This window comes from Macromonas nakdongensis (assembly GCF_002837145.1).
Taxonomy (GTDB): Bacteria; Pseudomonadota; Gammaproteobacteria; order Burkholderiales; family Burkholderiaceae_C; genus Macromonas_B; species Macromonas_B nakdongensis.
Genome location: NZ_NWMV01000068.1, coordinates 1 through 18004, shown reverse-complemented (window position 1 = coordinate 18004; position 18004 = coordinate 1). Strand labels below are relative to the sequence as shown.

The window sequence follows — 18004 nt, the reverse complement described above, 5'->3', positions numbered from 1 at the left end:
GCTGGGCGGCGGCAGGCCGGCCTCGGCACAGAGCGGGGCCAGCGCCTGGTGCCAGGCGGCCTCGCGCGCCGGGTCGTGCACCGGCGGCCGGTGACAGAAAAAGTTGACGTTGTACGGCCCCGTGGCCTGGGCCTGCAGCCGTTGCAGCTCGGCGTGCAAGGCCTCCAGGCTCAGGGTGGCGGCGGGCAGGGAGCCCAGCCCGCCCGCCTGGGTCACGGCCAGGGCCAGGGCGCTGCCCTGCGAGCCGGCCATGGGGGCTTGCACCATGGGCAGGCGCAGGCCCAGGCGCTCGGTGAAGGCATTGGCACAAGAAGTCATGCCGCCATTGTGCACAAGCACCGGGCGCGGACATGGCGCCATAGCAGGCTGCTATGCTGGCGCGCCATGCGCATCAACCTCATTTACGCCCGTGCGGCCAACGGCGTCATTGGCCGGGACAACGCCATGCCCTGGCACCTGCCAGAAGACCTGGCCCACTTCAAGCGCCAGACCCAGGGCTGTCCGGTCATCATGGGTCGGGCCACCTGGGCATCGCTGCCGCCGCGCTTCCGCCCACTGCCCGGGCGCCTGAACCTGGTGCTGACGCGCGACGTCGCCCGTGCCGCCGCGCTGCGTGCCGAAGGCGCCACCCCGGTGGATGGCCTGGACGCGGCCCTGGCCCTGTGCCGCGGCCTCAGCCCCGCGCCAGCCGAAGTCTGGGTCATGGGCGGCGCCCAGGTGTACGCCCAGGCCGAAGCCCTGGCCCAGCGCGCCCTGGTGACCGAAATCGCCCACGACTTTGACGGCGACGCCCATGCCCCGGTGCTGGCCGCCGATTGGACCGAAACCGCACGGGAGGCCCACCGCTCGGCCCAAGGCCTGGACTTTGCTTTCGTGACCTACGAACGCACCGACCCACGCACCCCCTGACCGCCACCGACGCCCGATGCGCCCAAGCCCCGACTGGCTGCAACAGTTCTACCCCGGCCCCGCCCCCGATGGCTGGCTGGTGACCCTGTCCCTGCTCGCGGCCATGAGCGCCTGCGGCCTGGTGATGCAGATCGCGGCGCTGGCGCGCAAGGCCTCCACCGTCCAGCAACGGCGGTTGGCGCATGCCAGCGCGGCCGTCACCCTGGGCACGGGGGTGTGGGCGGTGCAACTGCTCAGCAGTTTGGCCCTGCAACTGCAAGGCCCCACCCTGCCCGCGCAAGACCAGTGGCTGTTCCTCAGCGCGCTGCCCGCCGCGGGGGCCGCCTGGCTCGGCCTGTCGCTGTTGCTGCGGCCCGGGCAGGTGCGCGGCTGGCACTGCCTGGCGGCCGGCGCCATCGTCAGCGTCGGCATGGAGCTGAGCCACCTGGGCGCCCACGCCACACTGGGCGCCCACCTGGACGGACACGGCCACTGGCACCTGCTGGCGCCCGTGTGCCTGACGCTGGGTTTTGCGGCCGGATTCCACCTGCGTTTTGGCCCACGCCGACCCGACGCCTGGCCCGCCGGGCCACTGGAGCGCGCCATCGTGGCCGGTTTGGTGGCGGGGCTGGGCCTGACCCTGGGACACTACCTGTCCATGACCGGCATGGCCCCCCTGAACGGGCAGGCCTTCGGCACGGGCGCCGACGACCCGACCCGGCTGACCCAGACCGTGCTGGTGTTCCTGCTGGTCCTGCTGCTCGCGGGCGGCGTCAACAACCTGCTGGCCTACCGACAGAGCGTGCAATTGCTGTCGGAAAAGGAGCACCGTTTCACCGCCATCCTGGACAACGCGCTGGACGGTCTGGTGACCTTTGACCACTGGGGCCGGCTCCTGTCGACCAATGTGCGGGCCCGGCAGATGCTGGGCCTGGACGCGGCCGCGCTGGCCGACCGCCGGCTGTACGAATTTCTTGCCCCCCCTGATCTGGTGCTCCAGCCGCTGGGCACCCCGCTGCCCCCCATCAGCGACGACCCGCGGGACTTCATCCGACCCGGCGTGCACGACCTGATGCTGCTGCACGCGGACGGGGAACGCCTGGCCGTGCGCCTGTCGGTGGGACAAGCCCACCTCGCCCCCTACGACGTCTACGTCGGCCTGATCACCGACATCTCTGCCGAAAAACAGACGCTGCTGCGCAAACGGCGGCTGCGCGCCGAATTGCAGTCCTTCATGCGCGCCATGACGGAACACAGCATCTACTCCGAAACCGACCGTTCCGGCACCATCACCCAGGTGAATGCGGCGTTCGAGGCGGTCAGCGGCTACCGGTCGGCCGAACTCGTCGGCCAGGACCACCACCTGCTGCGCTCGGGCCTGCACCCGCGTGCCTTCTGGGACGGCATGTGGGAACACATGCGCGCCGGGCGCCCCTGGCGCGGGGAAATCTGCAACCGTGCCCGCGACGGGCAGCTGTACTGGTTGGACAGCACCTTCGCCCCGGTGCACGACGAAGACGGCGAAATCCGCCGCATCGTCTGCATGGGCTGGGACATCAGCGCGCGCAAGGCCAACGAAAAACTGCTGCGCAACACCCAGCAGGCGCTGGAGACGTCGAACCTGGCGGCCCGCATCGGCACCTGGGACATGGAGGTGGACAAGGAGCAGGCCCACTGCTCGCCCATGACCTGCGAGATTTTCGACCTGCCGCCCCACACGGCGATGACGCTCCACGAGATGCTGGGCCACGTCAACACCCCGGCCCCGCTGCGCCGCGCCATCGACCGGGCACTCACCCACGGCGACAGCTGGGACCTGGAGCTGCCGATCGCGCTGCAGTCGGGCGGCCAGCGCTGGGTGCGCGTCATCGGCCACGCCGAATGGCAGGGCCAGCGCTGCGAGCGCCTGTACGGCACGGTGCAGGACGTCGATTCGCGCAAACGCCGCGAACTCGACCTGGCCCAGGCCCGGGAGGCGGCCGAATCGGCCTCGCGCAGCAAAGACCTGTTCCTCGCCACCATGAGCCACGAGCTGCGCACGCCGATGAACGCCATCCTGGGTTTCGGCCAGATGCTGCAGTTCGACCCCGGACTCGACCCGCTGCAGCAGGACAACGTCGCCGAAATCCTCAAGGCCGGGCGCCACCTGCTCGACCTGATCAACGATGTGCTGGACCTGGCCAAGATCAACGCCGGCAAACTGGAGATCGCGCTGCAGCCGGTGCCCCTGGCCGACACCCTGCGCGAATGCGAGCAGTTGGTGCAGGGCATGGCCGCCGAACACGGCATTGCGCTGCAGGTCCCCGAACAGACCGACGCCGTGCTCTGGGCCGATGCGCTGCGCCTGCGTCAGGTGCTCCTCAACCTGCTGACGAATGCCGTCAAGTACAACCGACCCGGCGGACAGGTCCGCATCGAGCTGTCCGCGCACGACCCGGGGCGGCTGCGGCTGGAGGTGAGCGACACCGGCCGGGGCATTCCCCCGGAGCGCATGGGCGAACTGTTCAAACCCTTCAACCGCCTCGACACCGAGGGCGGGACCATCGAGGGCACCGGCATCGGCCTGTCCATCACCCGCCGCCTGGTCGAAATGATGGGCGGCACCATCGGCGTGCGCAGCACCGTCGACGCCGGCAGCACCTTCTGGATCGACCTGCCACGGGCCTCCTTGGACGCCCAGGGCCCGTCGGCGGCTGGCGAAGCGGCACTCACGCACACCCCGGCATCCCTCCCCGCATGAGCAGCACCGCCCACCCCCGCCTGTGGCTGCGGCGGCTGCAGTTGCACCCCCACGCCTTCTGGTGGCTGTTCACCCCCGTGGTGCTGGTGCTGGTGCTGCTGAGCTACGCGACTGCCCAGCTGCTGACCCTGCAGAGCGCGGGCCGCATGGAGGCTCTGCAAACCATCTGGGGCCGTGGGCTCGCCAACCAGGTCCAGCTGACCGCGCAACGCCACCTGCTGGACCTGCGCCGCCTGGCGGGACTGTTGCAAACCGCTCCCAGCACCGCGCCCCCGCAGGTCCGCGCTTTCTGGGACAGCGCTTTGCGCAGCCTGGTGCGCGAGGCACCGGCCCTGGCCGCCGTGCAATGGCTGGACCTGGAAGGCCGCCCCGTGCTGGAGGTGCTGCGTGACCATCCCCTCACCACCCCCCCGCCCCTGCCGGATGAGTGGCGGGCCGAAGCCCTGTCCCTGCCCGACCGGACGGTGCTGCTGCACATGGCCACCCCAAGCGCCCCGGGCCCCAGGGACAGCCTGCAGCTCGTCACCGTCCTGCGCGACGCGCAGGAACGGGCCACCGGGCTGCTGGTGTTCACCGTGCACCTGCCCGATGTGATCGACAAACTCCCCCTGGAGAGCGCCTTCCAGACGCAAACCTGGCTGCTGGATGGGGCGGGCCGCCCCATCGGGGGCGGTGCGGCCGCGGGCGCGCACATCGATGCCACCGACCCCGGCCTGTGGCCCGCCATCGGCGAGCGGGTCGAGGGCCGCCACAACTCCGGACACGGCCTGTGGACCTGGCACACCCTGAGCACCCCGCTGCTGGCCCCCCCGGGCCTGGCGGTGGCGGGCGACGTGACCCTGCAACTGGTCACCCGGGTAGACCCTGGCCTGGTGCCCCAGATCCGGCGCGGCTTCATCGGCGTGCTGGTGCCCATGGTGCTGCCAGTGCTGATCTTCCTCGGCCTGATGATGTGGTGGCTGGTCGGCCGCACGCAGAACCTGGAACGCAGCCGACTGCGCCTGGAAATCAGCAACAGCGCCGCGCGCATCGAGGCCTGGGACATGGACCCCTTCACGGGCCAGATCCACTGGCTCTACCGGGACGAGCACCACCCGGCGCAGCGCCACCGCATGCCCAGCTTCCTGGAAGAATTCGAACCCAGCATCAGCTCGACCCTGCAGCGCGAACAGCTGCAGCGTGCCTTGCGCCTGACGCGCCAGGAGGGCATTCCGGCCGACCTGGAATTCGATTTCGCCCTGCCCTCCGGCGAACAGCGGACCCTGCGCGTGGTGGCCCATGCCGAAATGCAGGACGGCGTGTGCCAGCGCATCCACGGCATCACCCAGGACATCACCCACCGCAAACGGCGCGAACAGGCCCTGGAACGCGAACGGCTGCGGCTGGACAACATCGTGCGCAGCATGCACGCCGGCCTGTGGGAATGGGACGTGACCACCGGCGAAGTGCGCATCAACGACGAATGGGTGGCCATGCTCGGCCACACCCTGGAGAGCTTCGGCGAACTCACGCACGAACGCTGGGTGAGTCTGCTGCACCCCGACGACGTGGCCGCCGCGGTGCAGCGCCTGAGCAACCACTTCAACCTCCAGGAAGCGCACTACGATTCGCGCTTTCGGCTGCAGCACCGCGACGGCCACTGGGTCTGGATCCAGGCCAGCGGCGTGGTCGCGGCGCGCGACGACAAGGGCCGCCCGACCCACATGTTCGGCACCCACAAGGACATCAGCGACCTGGTGCTGGCGCGCGAGCAGGCCGAGCAGGCCAACTCGGCCAAGAGCCAGTTCCTGTCGAGCATGAGCCACGAGCTGCGCACGCCACTCAACGCCATCCTGGGCTTCGCCCAGATGCTGGACATCGACCCGGCCCTCAGCGGCGAGCAGAGCGAAGCGGTCGAGGAAATCGGCCAGGCCGGCAAACACCTGCTCCACCTGATCAACGAGGTGCTGGACCTGAGCCGGATCGAGGCCGGGCACCTCGAACTGTCGCTGGAGCCGGTGGACGTGGCCGCCCTGGGCGAGGCCTGCCGCCTGCTGCTGCAACCCCTGGCCGATGCCCAGCCAGTCGATGTATCCACCCAGTGGCCGGCCCACCTGCACGTGCGCGCCGACCAGACCCGCCTCAAGCAGGTGCTGGTCAACCTCCTGTCCAACGCCATCAAGTACAACCGGCCAGGCGGGCGGGTCCAGCTATCGGCCCAGCGCGAAGGCGATCGGGTCCGCGTCTCGGTAGAAGACACCGGGCTGGGCATCCCGCCGGCCTTGCAGCCGCGCGTCTTCCAGCCCTTCACCCGCGACGGACAGCGCGCCGGCCAGATCGAAGGCACCGGCATCGGCCTGACCATCACCCGCGGCCTGCTCGAACGCATGGGCGGCCAGATCGGCTTCCACAGCCGGCCCGGGGAGGGCACGGTGTTCTGGTTCACCCTGCCTGCGGCCGCCCCCTTGGAAACGGAGACCCCCATGCCCCCCGAAGAAGCCCAGCCCCTTCCCACCACGCCCGAGCGCCAGCAGGTGCTGTGCGTGGACGACAACCCGGCCAACCTCAAGCTGATCCAGCGCATCCTGGCCATGCGGCCGCACATCGAACTGATCACCGCGGTCAAGTCGCGGGAAGGGCTGGAGCTGGCCCTGCGCCACCGACCGCAGTTGATCCTGCTCGACATCAACATGCCCGACATGGACGGCTACCAGGTGCTCGAAGCCCTGCGCGCCCAGCCCGCGCTGCAGCAGACGGTGGTCGTGGCCATCACCGCCAACGCCATGCCGCGCGACATCGAACGCGGCAAAAAGGCCGGTTTCGCCACCTACCTGACCAAACCCTTCGACATCCATGACTTCCTGCGCCAGGTGGACCACCTGCTGGAGCCTGTGGCCCAAGCCGCCCCAGGCACCCACCCAGACTGAAGCCGACTGCTGCGTCCCGCGGGCGCCGCCTCAGGTCCGCTCGCCGGGCTCGCTGTGGCGCAGCCAGATCGCGTCCCACTGCGGCTCGACCACCTGCCAGGCGTCGATCACCTCGGGCGCGAACTGGCGGCCGCGCCCGGCCAACAGGTAATCGCACACGGTGGTCCGGGCCCAGGGCGCCTTGTGCGGCCGGCGCGAGCGCAGGGCGTCGTACACATCGGCCACGGCCAGCAGGCGCGCGCCGGCCGGAATCTGCCCGGCCTGCAGGCCCAGCGGGTAGCCGCTCCCGTCCCAATGTTCGTGGTGGCTCAGGGCCAGGTCGCGCGCCAGCGCCAGAAAGCCCAACGGCCCGGCGCCGGCATCGCTGTCGGCCGGGTCCTGCGCCAGCGACACGCCCAGCTGGGCTTCGGCCGCACTGATCACGCTCTGCAGCGCCTGCCCGCCGAGTTCGGCGTGGGTCTGGACGCGCTCGCGCTCCTGCGGCGTCAGGCCACCCGGCTTGCACAGGATGGCTTCGGGGATGCCAATCTTGCCCAGGTCGTACAGCGCGGCCGCGCTGACCAGGCGCTGGCGCCCTTCCGGGTCGGCCCAGGCCTCATGGCCGGGCTGGCCCGCCAGCTGGCCGGCCAGGCAGTCCACGTAGTGCTGCACCCGGCGGGTGTGCTGCGCCCCGAGCTTGCCCAGGGCGTCGCCCATGGCCGCCAGCGCGCCCATGCCCACCTCCAGCGCCGCCACCTGGCCTTGCAGGGCGCGGTTGGCACTGGCCAGCCGGTCCTGGGTGCGTTTGAGTTCCAGGTGGTTGTGGACCCGAGCCCGCACCAGCGCCGACGGTGCCGGCTTGACGATGTAGTCCACCGCCCCGCAGGCAAAGCCCTGGATCTCGTCGCGGCTGTCGCCGCGGGCGGTGAGGAAAACGACGGGGATGCGGGCCGTGAGCGGGTCCTGCTTCAGCAGACGGCAGACCTCGTAGCCGTCCAGCCCGGGCATGACGACGTCGAGCAGCACGATGTCAGGCAGCGCTCCGCTGCGCACCCGTGCCAGCGCGGCCTCGCCACTGTCGGCCAGCTCAACCCGGTAGTGCTGTTCCAGGGCGTGCCGCAGCAGCAGCTGGTTGGCCGGGGTGTCGTCCACCACCAGCACGGTGGGGCGGTCTGGGGGAGCGTCAGTCGTCATGGGGCAGCGGGGGCCGCGTCGGGCGGCGTGGTGGCAGGGGTGGCCGGCCGGGCCGGGGGCAGCCAGCGCAACAGCACCTGGCGCAAAGTGGGCAAGTGGATGGGTTTGGGCACGAAGTCGTCCATGCCGGCGGCCAGGGCCTGCTGGCGGTCGGCGTCGAAGGCGTTGGCGGTGAGCGCCACGATGGGCGTGGGCGCCAGCCCCTGCTCGCGCTCCCAGGCGCGGATGCGGGCGGTGGCGGCGATGCCGTCGAGCACCGGCATCTCCACGTCCATCAGCACCAGGGCCGGGCGCAGGCCGCCGCAGACCGCGTCCACGCCCTGCTGCCCGTCCTCCACCACGGTGTGGGCCAGCCCCAGGCGCTGCAGCATGTGGACGATGACCATCCGGTTCATCGGGTGGTCTTCCACCACCAGCACCTGACCCGGCCAGGCGGGCGGCTCGGCGCGGCCCGCCGGGGTAGGGGCAGGGTCAGCGCCGAACGGATCGGGCGCGTGCAACGCCGCCGGATCCGGCCGGACCGACTCGGCCCCGGCAGCCGGGTCGAGGCCCGCGGCGGGCGCGGCGCACAGCGGTACCCGGAACCAGAAGCGCGAGCCCTGCCCGGGGGTGCTGTCCACCCCGGCCTCGCCACCCATCAGGTGGCTCAGGCTGCGCACGATGGACAGGCCCAGCCCGGTGCCACCGTACTCGCGGGTGGTGGACGCGTCCACCTGCGAAAACGGCTGGAACAGCAAGGCCTGCTTGTCGGGGGCGATGCCGATGCCGGTGTCCACCACCGCGAACTCCACCCCGGCACCCAGCGGTCGGGCCTCCAGGCACACCCGGCCTTGGGGCGTGAACTTGAGGGCGTTGCTGACCAGGTTGTTGAGCATCTGGCGCAGCCGCGCCGCATCGCCCAGGTAACGCGCCCCGGCCGGGCCGCTCCACTGGGCGCTCAGGTCCAGGCCCTTGAGCCGCGCCGCCTCGCCATAGAGGGCGGCGGTGTCGGCCAGCAGCGCGGCCGGCGCAAAGGCCTGGTGCTCCAAGTCCATCTTGCCGGACTCGACCTTGGACAGGTCGAGGATGTCGTTGAGCAACCCAAGCAGCGCCTGGCCGGAGCTGAGGATGGTGTGGGTGAAGGCCTCGCGGTCGGCCGCCGACAGCTGCGGTTGCAGGAGCAGCTGGGCCATGCCCAGGATGCCGTTCATCGGGGTGCGCAGCTCGTGGCTCATGGTGGCCAGGAAGCGGCTCTTGGCGACGTTGGCGGCCTCGGCCTGCTGGCGCGCCACGATCAGGTCGGTGATGTCCACCCGGAAGCCCACGGTGTAGCCGTTCGGGGTGCGCCGCTCCAGCACCCGCATGTAGCGCCCGCCTTCGACCTGCTGCACGAACAGCCCGCCCTCGCGGTGCGCCTGCAAGCGGCGCACCACCCAGGCGTCGATGCCCTCGGGCGGCGGCTCGCCGCCGCCGCGGACCTTCCAGGTGCGCACGATGGTCTCAAAGGTCTGGCCGGGTGTGATGAGGTCGCGGATCAGCGGGTAGGTGTCGCGGTAGCGCTCGTTGCAATAGATCAGCCGGTCGTCCGGGTCGAAGATGACCAGCGCCTCGTCGATGGTGCCGATGGCCGAGCGCAGCAGCTCCTCGCTCTGGCGCACCCGTTCTTCGGCCAGCTGGCGGCGGGTGATGTCCTGGAGCGTGCCCGACACCACCAGCGGGCGGCCCTGGGTGTCGCGCTGCGTCACCTTGCCGCGCGCCAGCACCCAGACCCAGTGCCCGTCGCGGTGGCGCAGGCGCACCTCGCACTCGAACAGCGGGGTCTCGCCGGCCAGGTGCTGCTGCATCAGCGCGGTGGACGCGGCCAGGTCGTCCGGGTGCACCAGCCGGGTCCAGGTGTCGAGCGTGACTGGGGCCAGCGCCTCCAGCGTCTGGCCCACCAGCGCGGCCCAGCGCTCGTCCACGGTCTGTGCCCCGGTGGGCACGTGCCATTCGAACAGGCCGATGTTGGTCGCCTCCACCACCTCGTCCAGGCGGCGGCGCTGCTCCACCACCAGGGCCTCCTGGCGCTTCTGGTCGCTGATGTTGGCGATGCTGCCCAGCACCCGCAGCGGCCGGCCCTGGGCGTCGCGGCTGGCCACGCCGCCGCGGTCCTTGACCCAGATCACCCCGGCCGGCGTCTGCAGCCGGTGTTCGGACAGGTAGACCTCGGTGCTGCCGTCGAGCAGGGCCTGCAGCCGCTGCATCACCAGCGGCTTGTCGTCGGGGTAGATGAGTTCGGCAAAGGCGTCCACCGTGCCCGGCACCGCGCCATCGGCCAGGCCCAGCATGGCGTACCACTGGGCGTTGTGCACCACCCGGCCGCTGGGCACGTCCCAGTCCCAGATGCCCTCGCCGGTCAGGCGCAGCACCTCCTGCAGCCGGCGCTCGCTCTCGGCCACCTGGGCCTGGCTGCGCACGATGTCGGTGATGTCCTGCGCGATCACCAGCAGCTGGGGCCGCCCGGCGGCGTCGCGGATCGGTTTCTTGATGGATTTGTAGTGGCGGATCTCGCCGGTGGCCGCGTCGCGGCTGTCTTCCAGCACCACCTCGGTCTCGCCGCGCGCCATGATGCCCAGGCAGTTGGCGCGGTAGCCGGCGGCCATCTCGGGCGGCACGCCAAAAGCGCCGTCGTCCCGCCCCACCATGCGCTCGGGCGTGGTGTTGTAGAGCCGGGCCAGCGCGCGGTTGGCCAGCAGGAAGTTGGCGTGCTCGTCCTTGAGCAGGATGGGGTACGGCGTCTCGTCGATAACCGAGCGCAGCAGCCGCTCGCTGTCGCGCGCCTTGTCCACCGAAGCGGCCAGTTCCTGCGCATCGCAGGCCAGGAACTGCGAGTCGCTGAAACCGTCGGGGGCGGCGGTGCGGGGCCGGGCCTCGGCCGTGACGCGGCGCGTGGCCTCGCGAACCTCCACCCCCACCAGGCGCTGGGCGGCGTCGTGGTGCAACCAGACCCCAGGTCGGACCTCGACAGAGTGATCGCTGGCGCGGCCGCCCAGGTCCACGTGCAAGGTGTCGCTGTGGGTGTCCCATCGGATGCCGGTCATGTGCGTGGCCCTTGCTGTGTCATGTGCGCTGCAGGATTTTGACAGGGTCCAGGCGGACCCGGACCTCTTCGGCCAGCACGCTGGCGTGCACCGCGTGAGCCGGCTGGCGGGTGTCGCGGGTGGCGGGCACCGCGATCGGCCAGCCCTGGGCGTTGACGATGGCCAGCACCACCGGCTCGTTGGCCCGCCGCCCGCGCCGCACCACGACCGCGGTTTCGCCGCTGCGCAGGCGCACATAGCTGCCCGGCGGGTACAGGCCCAGGTGGCGCGCCAGCAATTCGGGCAGCAGGTGGTCGTCGGGGTGTTCCAGGTACAGGTTGCGCACGGCGGTCAGGGGCGACAGGCCGCTGCGGTTGGCGCGCGGGCTGATGCGGGCCACGTACAGGTCGGCCAGGTGCAGCAGGCGCTGGGCGGTGCCCAGCCGGGTCAGGCCGCCGGGGTAGCCCTGACCGTCCGGGCTTTCGTGGTGTTCGCGCACCAACTGCAGCCACAGTGAGTCGGCCACGCCCCACTCGGCCAGGCACTGGGCGCCGGCCTGGGGGTGGGCCAGAATCTCGGCGCGCTGCACAGGGCTCAGCGCCGACTTCTGCCGAGCCAGCGCGTCGTGCAGGCGCGACATGCCCACGTTCATGGTCAGGGCGGCGGCGCACAGGCTCTGGCGCTCGGCCGCTGACACGCCGGCCTCGGCGGCGGTCAGGTGGCAGATCAGGGCCACCAGCCAAGCGTGCGTAGCGCTGTAGCCCAGGGTCGGGTCGGCCAGCATCTGCAGCAACATGAACAGGCTGTCGTCGGGGTGCTCGTCGGCCAAGTCGGCCAGGTGCCCGGCCAGCTCCAGCAGGCGTTCGGCAAACGGGGGGGCCGGCGCCTTGGGCAAGGGGTCGTGCCAGCAGGCGGCCAAGCGGGTGTGCAGGCGCGGCCAGGCCAGCGCGGGCTCGGCCCAGTCGCCCCGGGCACGGGCCGCGGCGCGCGCCGGTGGCGCCGTCAGGGCCCCGGCCGTCACGCTGACGCCGGGGCGCAGCAAGGCACCGGCCAGGCCCTGGGCCTGCAGCACCAGGTAGTCGCTCTGCTTGACCATGGGCCGGTGCGCCACCAGGCGCCGCAGCTGCTCCGGCGAAGCCACCCGATGCCCATGGGCCAGCAACAGCAGGCCCTGGTCGCTCCACACGTCCACCGGCGTCGGCCGGTCCACGCGGAACACCGTCAGCGACAGGGGCAGGTAACGCTCGGCCACAGGCGCGCCCCTTAACCCCTGGGCCGCAAACCGGCCCCAGTGTATGGATTCATTTTAAGTGATGGGTGCATGACACCGTCCAATGCATCACAAGTATCTTTTATTTAATTTTATTAATGTCAATATAGCGTATTTGAATTTCATTTTCTTTGATGCACCGCAAGAAGACCGGTCGCTTGCGGGACAGGCTTCGCACACCCCCGGGTCGCGGCGATATAGTGTGTGCAACAACGGTGGGACCAGCGCGGCGTGCCCGCCCCACCCCGACTCCGAGGACCCCCGTGGCCACAGCCCCGACCCCTACCCGACCCGCCCACGCCGGCCCGCCCGGCCTGTCCAGCGACCTGCGCAAGGCCGCCGCCCTGGTGGTGGACGGCAACCCCACCACCCGCATGACGCTGGCCGGCCAGCTGCGCACCATGGGCCTGACCTCGGTGAGCCAAGCCAGCCGCATCGCCGAAGCGCGGCGCGAGCTGGAACGTCACCAGTTCGATGTGGTGGTCTGCGGTGACGACTTCCCCAAAGAGGGCGGCAGCGGCCAGGAACTGCTGGACGACCTGCGCCGCAGCGGCCTGCTGCCCTACGCCACCGTGTTCGTGCTGCTGACCACCGAGGCCACCTACATGAAGGTGGCCGAAGCGGCCGAGTCGTCGGTGGACAGCTACATCGTGCGGCCCTACTCGGCCGGCAGCCTGTACGACCGCATCGAGCAGGCGCGCCAGCGCAAATCGGCGCTGTACGACATTTACCGCGCCCTGGAAACCGAACGCCCCGACGACGCGGTGGCCATGTCCCTGGAACGCTTTGCGCAGCGCGGCCCGCAGTGGCTGCAGGCGGCCCGGCTGGGGGCCGAGATCCTGCTGCGGCAGGAGCGCTTCGAAGCGGCCGAACAGCTCTTCCGCGACATCTGGGACGCCGAGCCGCGCCCCTGGGCCCTGCTGGGCGTGGCGCGCGCCCAGCTCGACGGCGGCTCACCCCACAAGGCCCAGGACACGCTGAGCACGCTGATCGAGGCCGAACCCGACTACGCCGACGCCTACGACGTGCTGGGCCGGGTGCAGACCGAGCTGGGCTACTTCCAGGCGGCGCTGGACAACCTGGAAAAGGCGGTGACCCTCACGCCCATGGCCATCGGCCGCCAGCAGCGCCTGGGCATGCTCGCCTACTTCTGCGGCAACCGCGACAAGGCGCGCGAACTGCTGGAACGCTCCACCTACCTGGGCCTGGACTCCAAGATGTTCGACAGCGAGTGCCTGGTCCTGCTGGCGCTGTCGGCCTTCGAACACGCGCAGCCGGCCCAGGTCGAACGCCACCTGGGCGAATTGCGCAAACGCCTGCGCCAGACCCCGCACGACCCGCGCCTGCAGCGCTTCGTCGACACCGTTTCCGTGCTGTCGCTGCTGCAGCAAGGCCACCAGGAAAAAGCCACCACCCTGGCCACGCTGCTGTGCCAGCACAGTGCCGGGCCCGACTTCGACATGGAAAGCGCCTGCAACCTCCTGACCCTGCTGTCGCTGGTGCAACGCCGCGGCCTGGTGGTGGGCCACGACCAGGCCGTGGTGGAACAGCTCGGGCGGCGTTTCGCCACCACCAAGGCCATGGGCGACCTGCTGGCCAGCGCCGCCAGCGCACACCCCGCCTACGCCGACAAGCTGCGCGCCAGCCAGGACGAGATGGTGCAGCTCATCGAACGGGCGGTGCGCTCGGCGGGCACCGGCGACGCCGAAGCGGCCCTGAAAGACCTGTTTCAGACCGCCCAGAACACCCGCAACGCCCGGGCGGTCGAATCCGCCTGGCTGGTGTTGCAACGCTACCGCGACCGCATCCCCCAGGCCGAGGACTGGAGCGCCCGCATCGCCGCGCTGCGTGCCGACTACGGCACCGCCCGCAACAAGCCCGCCCTGGGCGACCGGCGGCTGCGCCCCTCGGGCGGTGTCCACCTCGGGCCCATGGACCGCCCCGCCCCCGCCGACGGGCACTGATCCCCATGGCACGCACCCTGCTCATCCGCGACGCCCGCTGCCTCGCCACCCAGAACGACGCCGGCGAGGAGTTGCGCAGTGCCTCGCTGCTGGTGCGCGGCGGAATGATCGCCGCCATCGGCCCGGCCGACACGCTGCTGGCCAGCCTAGACGCCCCGCCCGACGAGGTCATCGACGCCTCGCAGCACCTGGTGGTGCCGGGCCTGGTCAACACCCACCACCACATGTACCAGAGCCTGACCCGGGCCGTGCCCGGCGTGCAGGACGCCGAGCTGTTCGGCTGGCTGCGCGGGCTCTACCCCCTGTGGGCCGGGCTCACGCCCGAGATGGTCCAGGTCTCGACCCAGGTGGCCATGGCTGAGCTGCTGCTCAGCGGATGCACCACCAGCAGCGACCACCTCTACCTCTACCCCAATGGCGTGCGGCTGGAGGACAGCATCGAAGCGGCGCAGCGCATCGGCATGCGCTTCATCGCCACGCGCGGCAGCATGAGCGTGGGCCAGAGTGCCGGCGGTCTGCCCCCCGACCGGCTGGTGGAACGCGAAGACGCCATCCTGGCCGACAGCCAGCGCCTGATCGAGACCTGGCACGACCCGTCGCACGGCGCCATGCTGCAGATCGCGCTGGCCCCGTGTTCGCCATTTTCGGTCAGCCGCGACCTGATGCGCGAAAGCGCCGCCCTGGCCCGCTCCTACCGCCCCCGCTTTGGCGAACGCGGCGTGCGCCTGCACACCCACCTGGCCGAAAACGACCACGACCTGGCCTACAGCCGCGCCACCTTCGGCATGACGCCCACCCAGTACGCACAGGAACTGGGCTGGCTGGGCGACGACGTCTGGCACGCCCACTGCGTCAAGCTGGACGACGCCGGCATCTCGCTGTTCGCCGCCACCCGCACCGGCGTGGCGCACTGCCCGTGCAGCAACATGCGCCTGGCCAGCGGCATCGCGCCGGTGCGGCGCATGCTCAACGCCGGCGTGCCCGTGGGCCTGGGCGTGGACGGCAGCGCCAGCAACGACGCCGCGCACCTGGTGAACGAGGCGCGCCAGGCCCTGCTGCTGGCCCGCGTCGGCCGCGCCCTGCAAGCGCCCGAAACCCGCACCGGGGCCGACGGCCAGAGCCGCACCTTCTTCGGCTGCGACCTCGGGCCGGCCGAAATGACCGCGCGCGACGCCCTGCGCCTGGCCACCCGCGGCGGCGCCGAGGTGCTGGGCCGGCGCGACATCGGCCACCTGGCCCCAGGCCAGTGTGCCGATCTGGCCCTGTTCCGGCTCGACACCCTGGCCATGGCCGGCGGCGCGGTGCACGACCCCGTGGGCGCGCTGCTGCTGTGCGCCAGCCCCCAGGCCGACCACACCGTGGTCCACGGCCGGGTGGTGGTGCGCGACGGCCAGCTCACCACCGTGGACCTGGGCCCGCTGCTGGAACGGCACCACCGGCTGGCAGCACAGCTGGTGGCGGGCTGAAGGCCGACGGCGCGGTCACCGCTCCCCTTCCTCCCGGCCCCAAGCCCCGACGGCCCAGCGCCCCCTGGCGTGCGCCACGCCGCCCCTCACTCCAGCGGGGCGCCGCTCCGGAACCACTGTGCCACCAGGGCGCGCTCGGCGTCGGTCATGCCGCTGGCGTTGTTCAGCGGCATCTGGCGCGTCACCGCCACCTGCTGGTGCACGGCTTGGGCGTGCTGGCGCAGGCCGTCGGCCGTGTCCAGGCGCACGTTCTTGGACTGAAGGGCCGCGCCGTGGCACATCACGCAACGCTGGTCCAGCACCGCACGCACCTCGGCATAACCGGCCGCCACCGGCGCGGGCACCGGCGCGCCCGGGGCCGGCCGCAGGGCCACGATCAGCCCGAGCAAGACCCCCCCCCCCACCGCGGCATAGGGCCAGGGGTGGGCGTTGCGGCCCAACTTGAAGCCGTGGCGCAGCACGAAAAACTGCCGGATGGCCGCGCCCGCGAACATGATCGCGATCAGCACCAGCCAGTTCTGCGGGTGGCCATAGGCGAAGCTGTAGTGGTTGCTGAGCATGGCGAACAGCACCGGCAGCGTGAAGTAGGTGTTGTGCACGCTGCGCTGCTTGCCGCGCTGGCCGTGGACCGGGTCCACCGCTTGGCCGGCCTTCAGGGCCGCCACCACCTTGCGCTGGCCGGGGATGATCCAGACCAACACATTGGCACTCATGGCCGTGGCCAGCATCGCCCCCATCAGCAAAAAGGCGGCCCGGCCGGCGAACAGGTGCGTGGCCACGTAGGACGCGACGCAGACCAGCAACAGCACCGCCAGACCGACCTTGGCGTCGCCGTGGTGGCTTTGGCCCAGGGTGCGGCAGATGGCGTCGTACAGCAGCCAGAACGTCCCCAGAAAACCCAGCGCCGCGGCGATGGCGGCGGCCGGGGCCCAGTCCATCACCTTCGGGTCGATCAAGTAGACGCTCGGACTCCACAGGTAGGACACCAGGAACAGCGCAAAGCCGCTGAGCCAGGTGGAATAGCTCTCCCAATAGAACCAGTGCAGGTGTTCGGGCAGCTTGGGCGGCGCGACGTTGAACTTGACCGGGTGGTAGAAGCCACCCCCGTGCACCGCCCACAGTTCACCGCTGACGCCGTCGCGCCGCAGGGCCGGGTCTTGCGGCGGCGTCAGGCTGCTGTCCAGAAAAACGAAATAGAAGGACGAACCGATCCACGCGATGGCGACGATCACGTGCAGCCAGCGCAGCAAAAGGTTGGCCCAGTCGAGCAGGTAGGTTTCCATGGCACGGGGGCAGGGCGTCGAACGCCTGCCAGCTTGAAAGCACGGGTTCACCACTGCGGGCGCTGTGAACCCCATAGGCCGCGACCGACCCGCGGGTGGAGTGCCACCCAACAGGCCCGCGCCGCTGCGACCACGGACGCCAAAGTGTATACAGTTTCAGGCTGGCATGCCACTGGGCGTTTCAGCGCGGGGGCAAGCAACAACCGGACCCGCTGGCGCGGACGTGGGCAGGGCCAGCAGTTGCGCGGCCACGCTGGCGGCGATGACCGCCGGCGCCTTGCCGACGATGCCCGGCACGCCGATGGGGCAGGTGATGCCGTCCAATTCCGCAGCCGTCCAGCCACGCTCGGCCAGGCGGTGGCGGAAGGTGGCCCACTTGCTGCGGCTGCCGATCAGGCCGACAAAGGGCAGGTCCCCGCGCGCGCGCCGGCGCGCTAGGCAGGCCGCCACGGTGTCCAGGTCTTCGGCGTGGCTGAAGCTCATCACCAGCACCCGGCTGCCAGGGGCCAGGTCGGCCACGGCGCGGTGCACGGGATCGGAGTGTTCGGTCTGCACCTGGGGTGGCAGATCGGCTGGGAACACCCCGTCGCGGCTGTCCACCCAGCGCACGCCGAAGGGCAGCGGCAGCAGGGCCTGCACCAGGGCCCGCCCGACGTGGCCGCCACCGAACAGGGCCACGGGCGTGCATTCGGCCAGCCAGCGCCGGCGCAGGGCCGGCACGTCGGCGGCGCTCACCGGCTCCCAGTCCAGGTGCACCACGCCGCCGCAGCACTGCCCCAAGCTGGGGCCCAGGGGCACACGCTGGGTGCTGGTCCGTGCGCCCGGTTGACCCAGCAGTTCGCGCGCCCGGCGTTCGGCCGTCCATTCCAGATGCCCCCCGCCGACGGTGCCCACGGTGTCGTGGGCGAACACCGCCATCCAGGCCCCGGTTTCGCGCGGCACCGAGCCCTGGGTGCGCGCCACCCGCACCAACACCGCGGGTTCGCGCGCCAGGCGTGTCAAAACGCAAGAAAAGTCACCACCCGTGATCGGCACCGTGTTCATGCTGGCAGTATCGCCCGCCTTGCCGCACAATGCAGGCGCCATCCGATATACCGACCCAACGCCCCGCCCCATGCCGCTCACCGCCCCCTCTGTGCCCGCCCGCCGCCTGGGCGCGCTGCTGCCCCACCTGTCGCTGGCCGCGCTCGCGGTGCTGGCCGGCTGCGCCACCCCGCCACCGCCGGCCCCACCCGCCCCGGTCACGGTGGCCCCGCCCGCGGTGCAGGTGCCGGCC

The 18004-nt window shown here is 71.2% G+C and carries 11 protein-coding genes; 5 read left to right on the top strand and 6 right to left on the bottom strand.

The window, feature by feature from the left end; genetic code table 11:
* Positions 1-318: nitronate monooxygenase (locus CON77_RS15575; RefSeq protein ID WP_232788491.1), on the bottom strand; the 318-nt coding region annotated here is incomplete at its 3' end.
* Positions 319-384: 66 nt separating this feature from the next.
* Here CON77_RS15575 and CON77_RS10300 point away from each other — a divergent pair.
* The 3 genes from CON77_RS10300 to CON77_RS10290 are packed head-to-tail and all read left to right on the top strand — an operon-like array spanning position 385 to position 6534.
* Positions 385-909 (top strand): dihydrofolate reductase, encoded by a 525-nt coding sequence (locus tag CON77_RS10300; RefSeq protein ID WP_101049065.1) that lies wholly within the window; start codon positions 385-387, stop codon positions 907-909.
* A gap of 16 nt (positions 910-925) precedes the next feature.
* Positions 926-3628 (top strand): ATP-binding protein, encoded by a 2703-nt coding sequence (locus CON77_RS10295; protein ID WP_101049064.1) that lies wholly within the window; start codon positions 926-928, stop codon positions 3626-3628.
* Positions 3625-6534: a PAS domain-containing hybrid sensor histidine kinase/response regulator gene (locus tag CON77_RS10290; protein WP_101049063.1), complete on the top strand. Its 2910-nt coding sequence runs from the start codon at positions 3625-3627 to the stop codon at positions 6532-6534. The genes CON77_RS10295 and CON77_RS10290 overlap by 4 nt, the downstream gene beginning before the upstream one ends.
* Before the next feature lie 30 nt (positions 6535-6564).
* On the opposite strand, the gene CON77_RS10285 is transcribed toward CON77_RS10290, so the two are convergent.
* Genes CON77_RS10285 through CON77_RS15180 form a run of 3 tightly spaced genes read right to left on the bottom strand, consistent with a single transcriptional unit; the run spans position 6565 to position 11997 of the window.
* On the bottom strand, positions 6565-7707 hold the full coding sequence (locus CON77_RS10285) for a response regulator (RefSeq protein WP_101049062.1): 1143 nt from the start codon (positions 7705-7707) through the stop codon (positions 6565-6567).
* Entirely contained in the window at positions 7704-10766 is a 3063-nt protein-coding gene (locus tag CON77_RS10280; protein ID WP_157826911.1) for a PAS domain-containing protein, read from the bottom strand. Before CON77_RS10280 ends, CON77_RS10285 begins: the two co-directional genes overlap by 4 nt.
* Positions 10767-10785: 19 nt before the next feature.
* Complete coding sequence (locus CON77_RS15180) at positions 10786-11997, bottom strand: HD-GYP domain-containing protein (RefSeq protein ID WP_157826910.1); 1212 nt, start codon at positions 11995-11997, stop codon at positions 10786-10788.
* Between the two features lie 281 nt (positions 11998-12278).
* Between CON77_RS15180 and CON77_RS10275 the strand changes: the two genes are divergently transcribed.
* Positions 12279-13979, top strand: a complete 1701-nt coding sequence (locus tag CON77_RS10275) for a response regulator (protein WP_198552337.1) — start codon at positions 12279-12281, stop codon at positions 13977-13979.
* A gap of 5 nt (positions 13980-13984) precedes the next feature.
* Positions 13985-15445 carry an 8-oxoguanine deaminase gene (locus CON77_RS10270; protein ID WP_101049059.1) on the top strand — a complete coding sequence of 487 codons (1461 nt, stop codon included), beginning with the start codon at positions 13985-13987 and terminating at the stop codon, positions 15443-15445.
* Positions 15446-15531: 86 nt separating this feature from the next.
* Here the strand turns inward: CON77_RS10270 and CON77_RS10265 are convergent, their stop codons facing one another.
* Positions 15532-16728 (bottom strand): urate hydroxylase PuuD, encoded by a 1197-nt coding sequence (locus CON77_RS10265; protein ID WP_101049058.1) that lies wholly within the window; start codon positions 16726-16728, stop codon positions 15532-15534.
* Positions 16729-16884: 156 nt separating this feature from the next.
* Complete coding sequence (xdhC, locus tag CON77_RS10260; RefSeq protein ID WP_101049057.1) at positions 16885-17772, bottom strand: xanthine dehydrogenase accessory protein XdhC; 888 nt, start codon at positions 17770-17772, stop codon at positions 16885-16887.
* Positions 17773-18004: the final 232 nt, after the last annotated feature.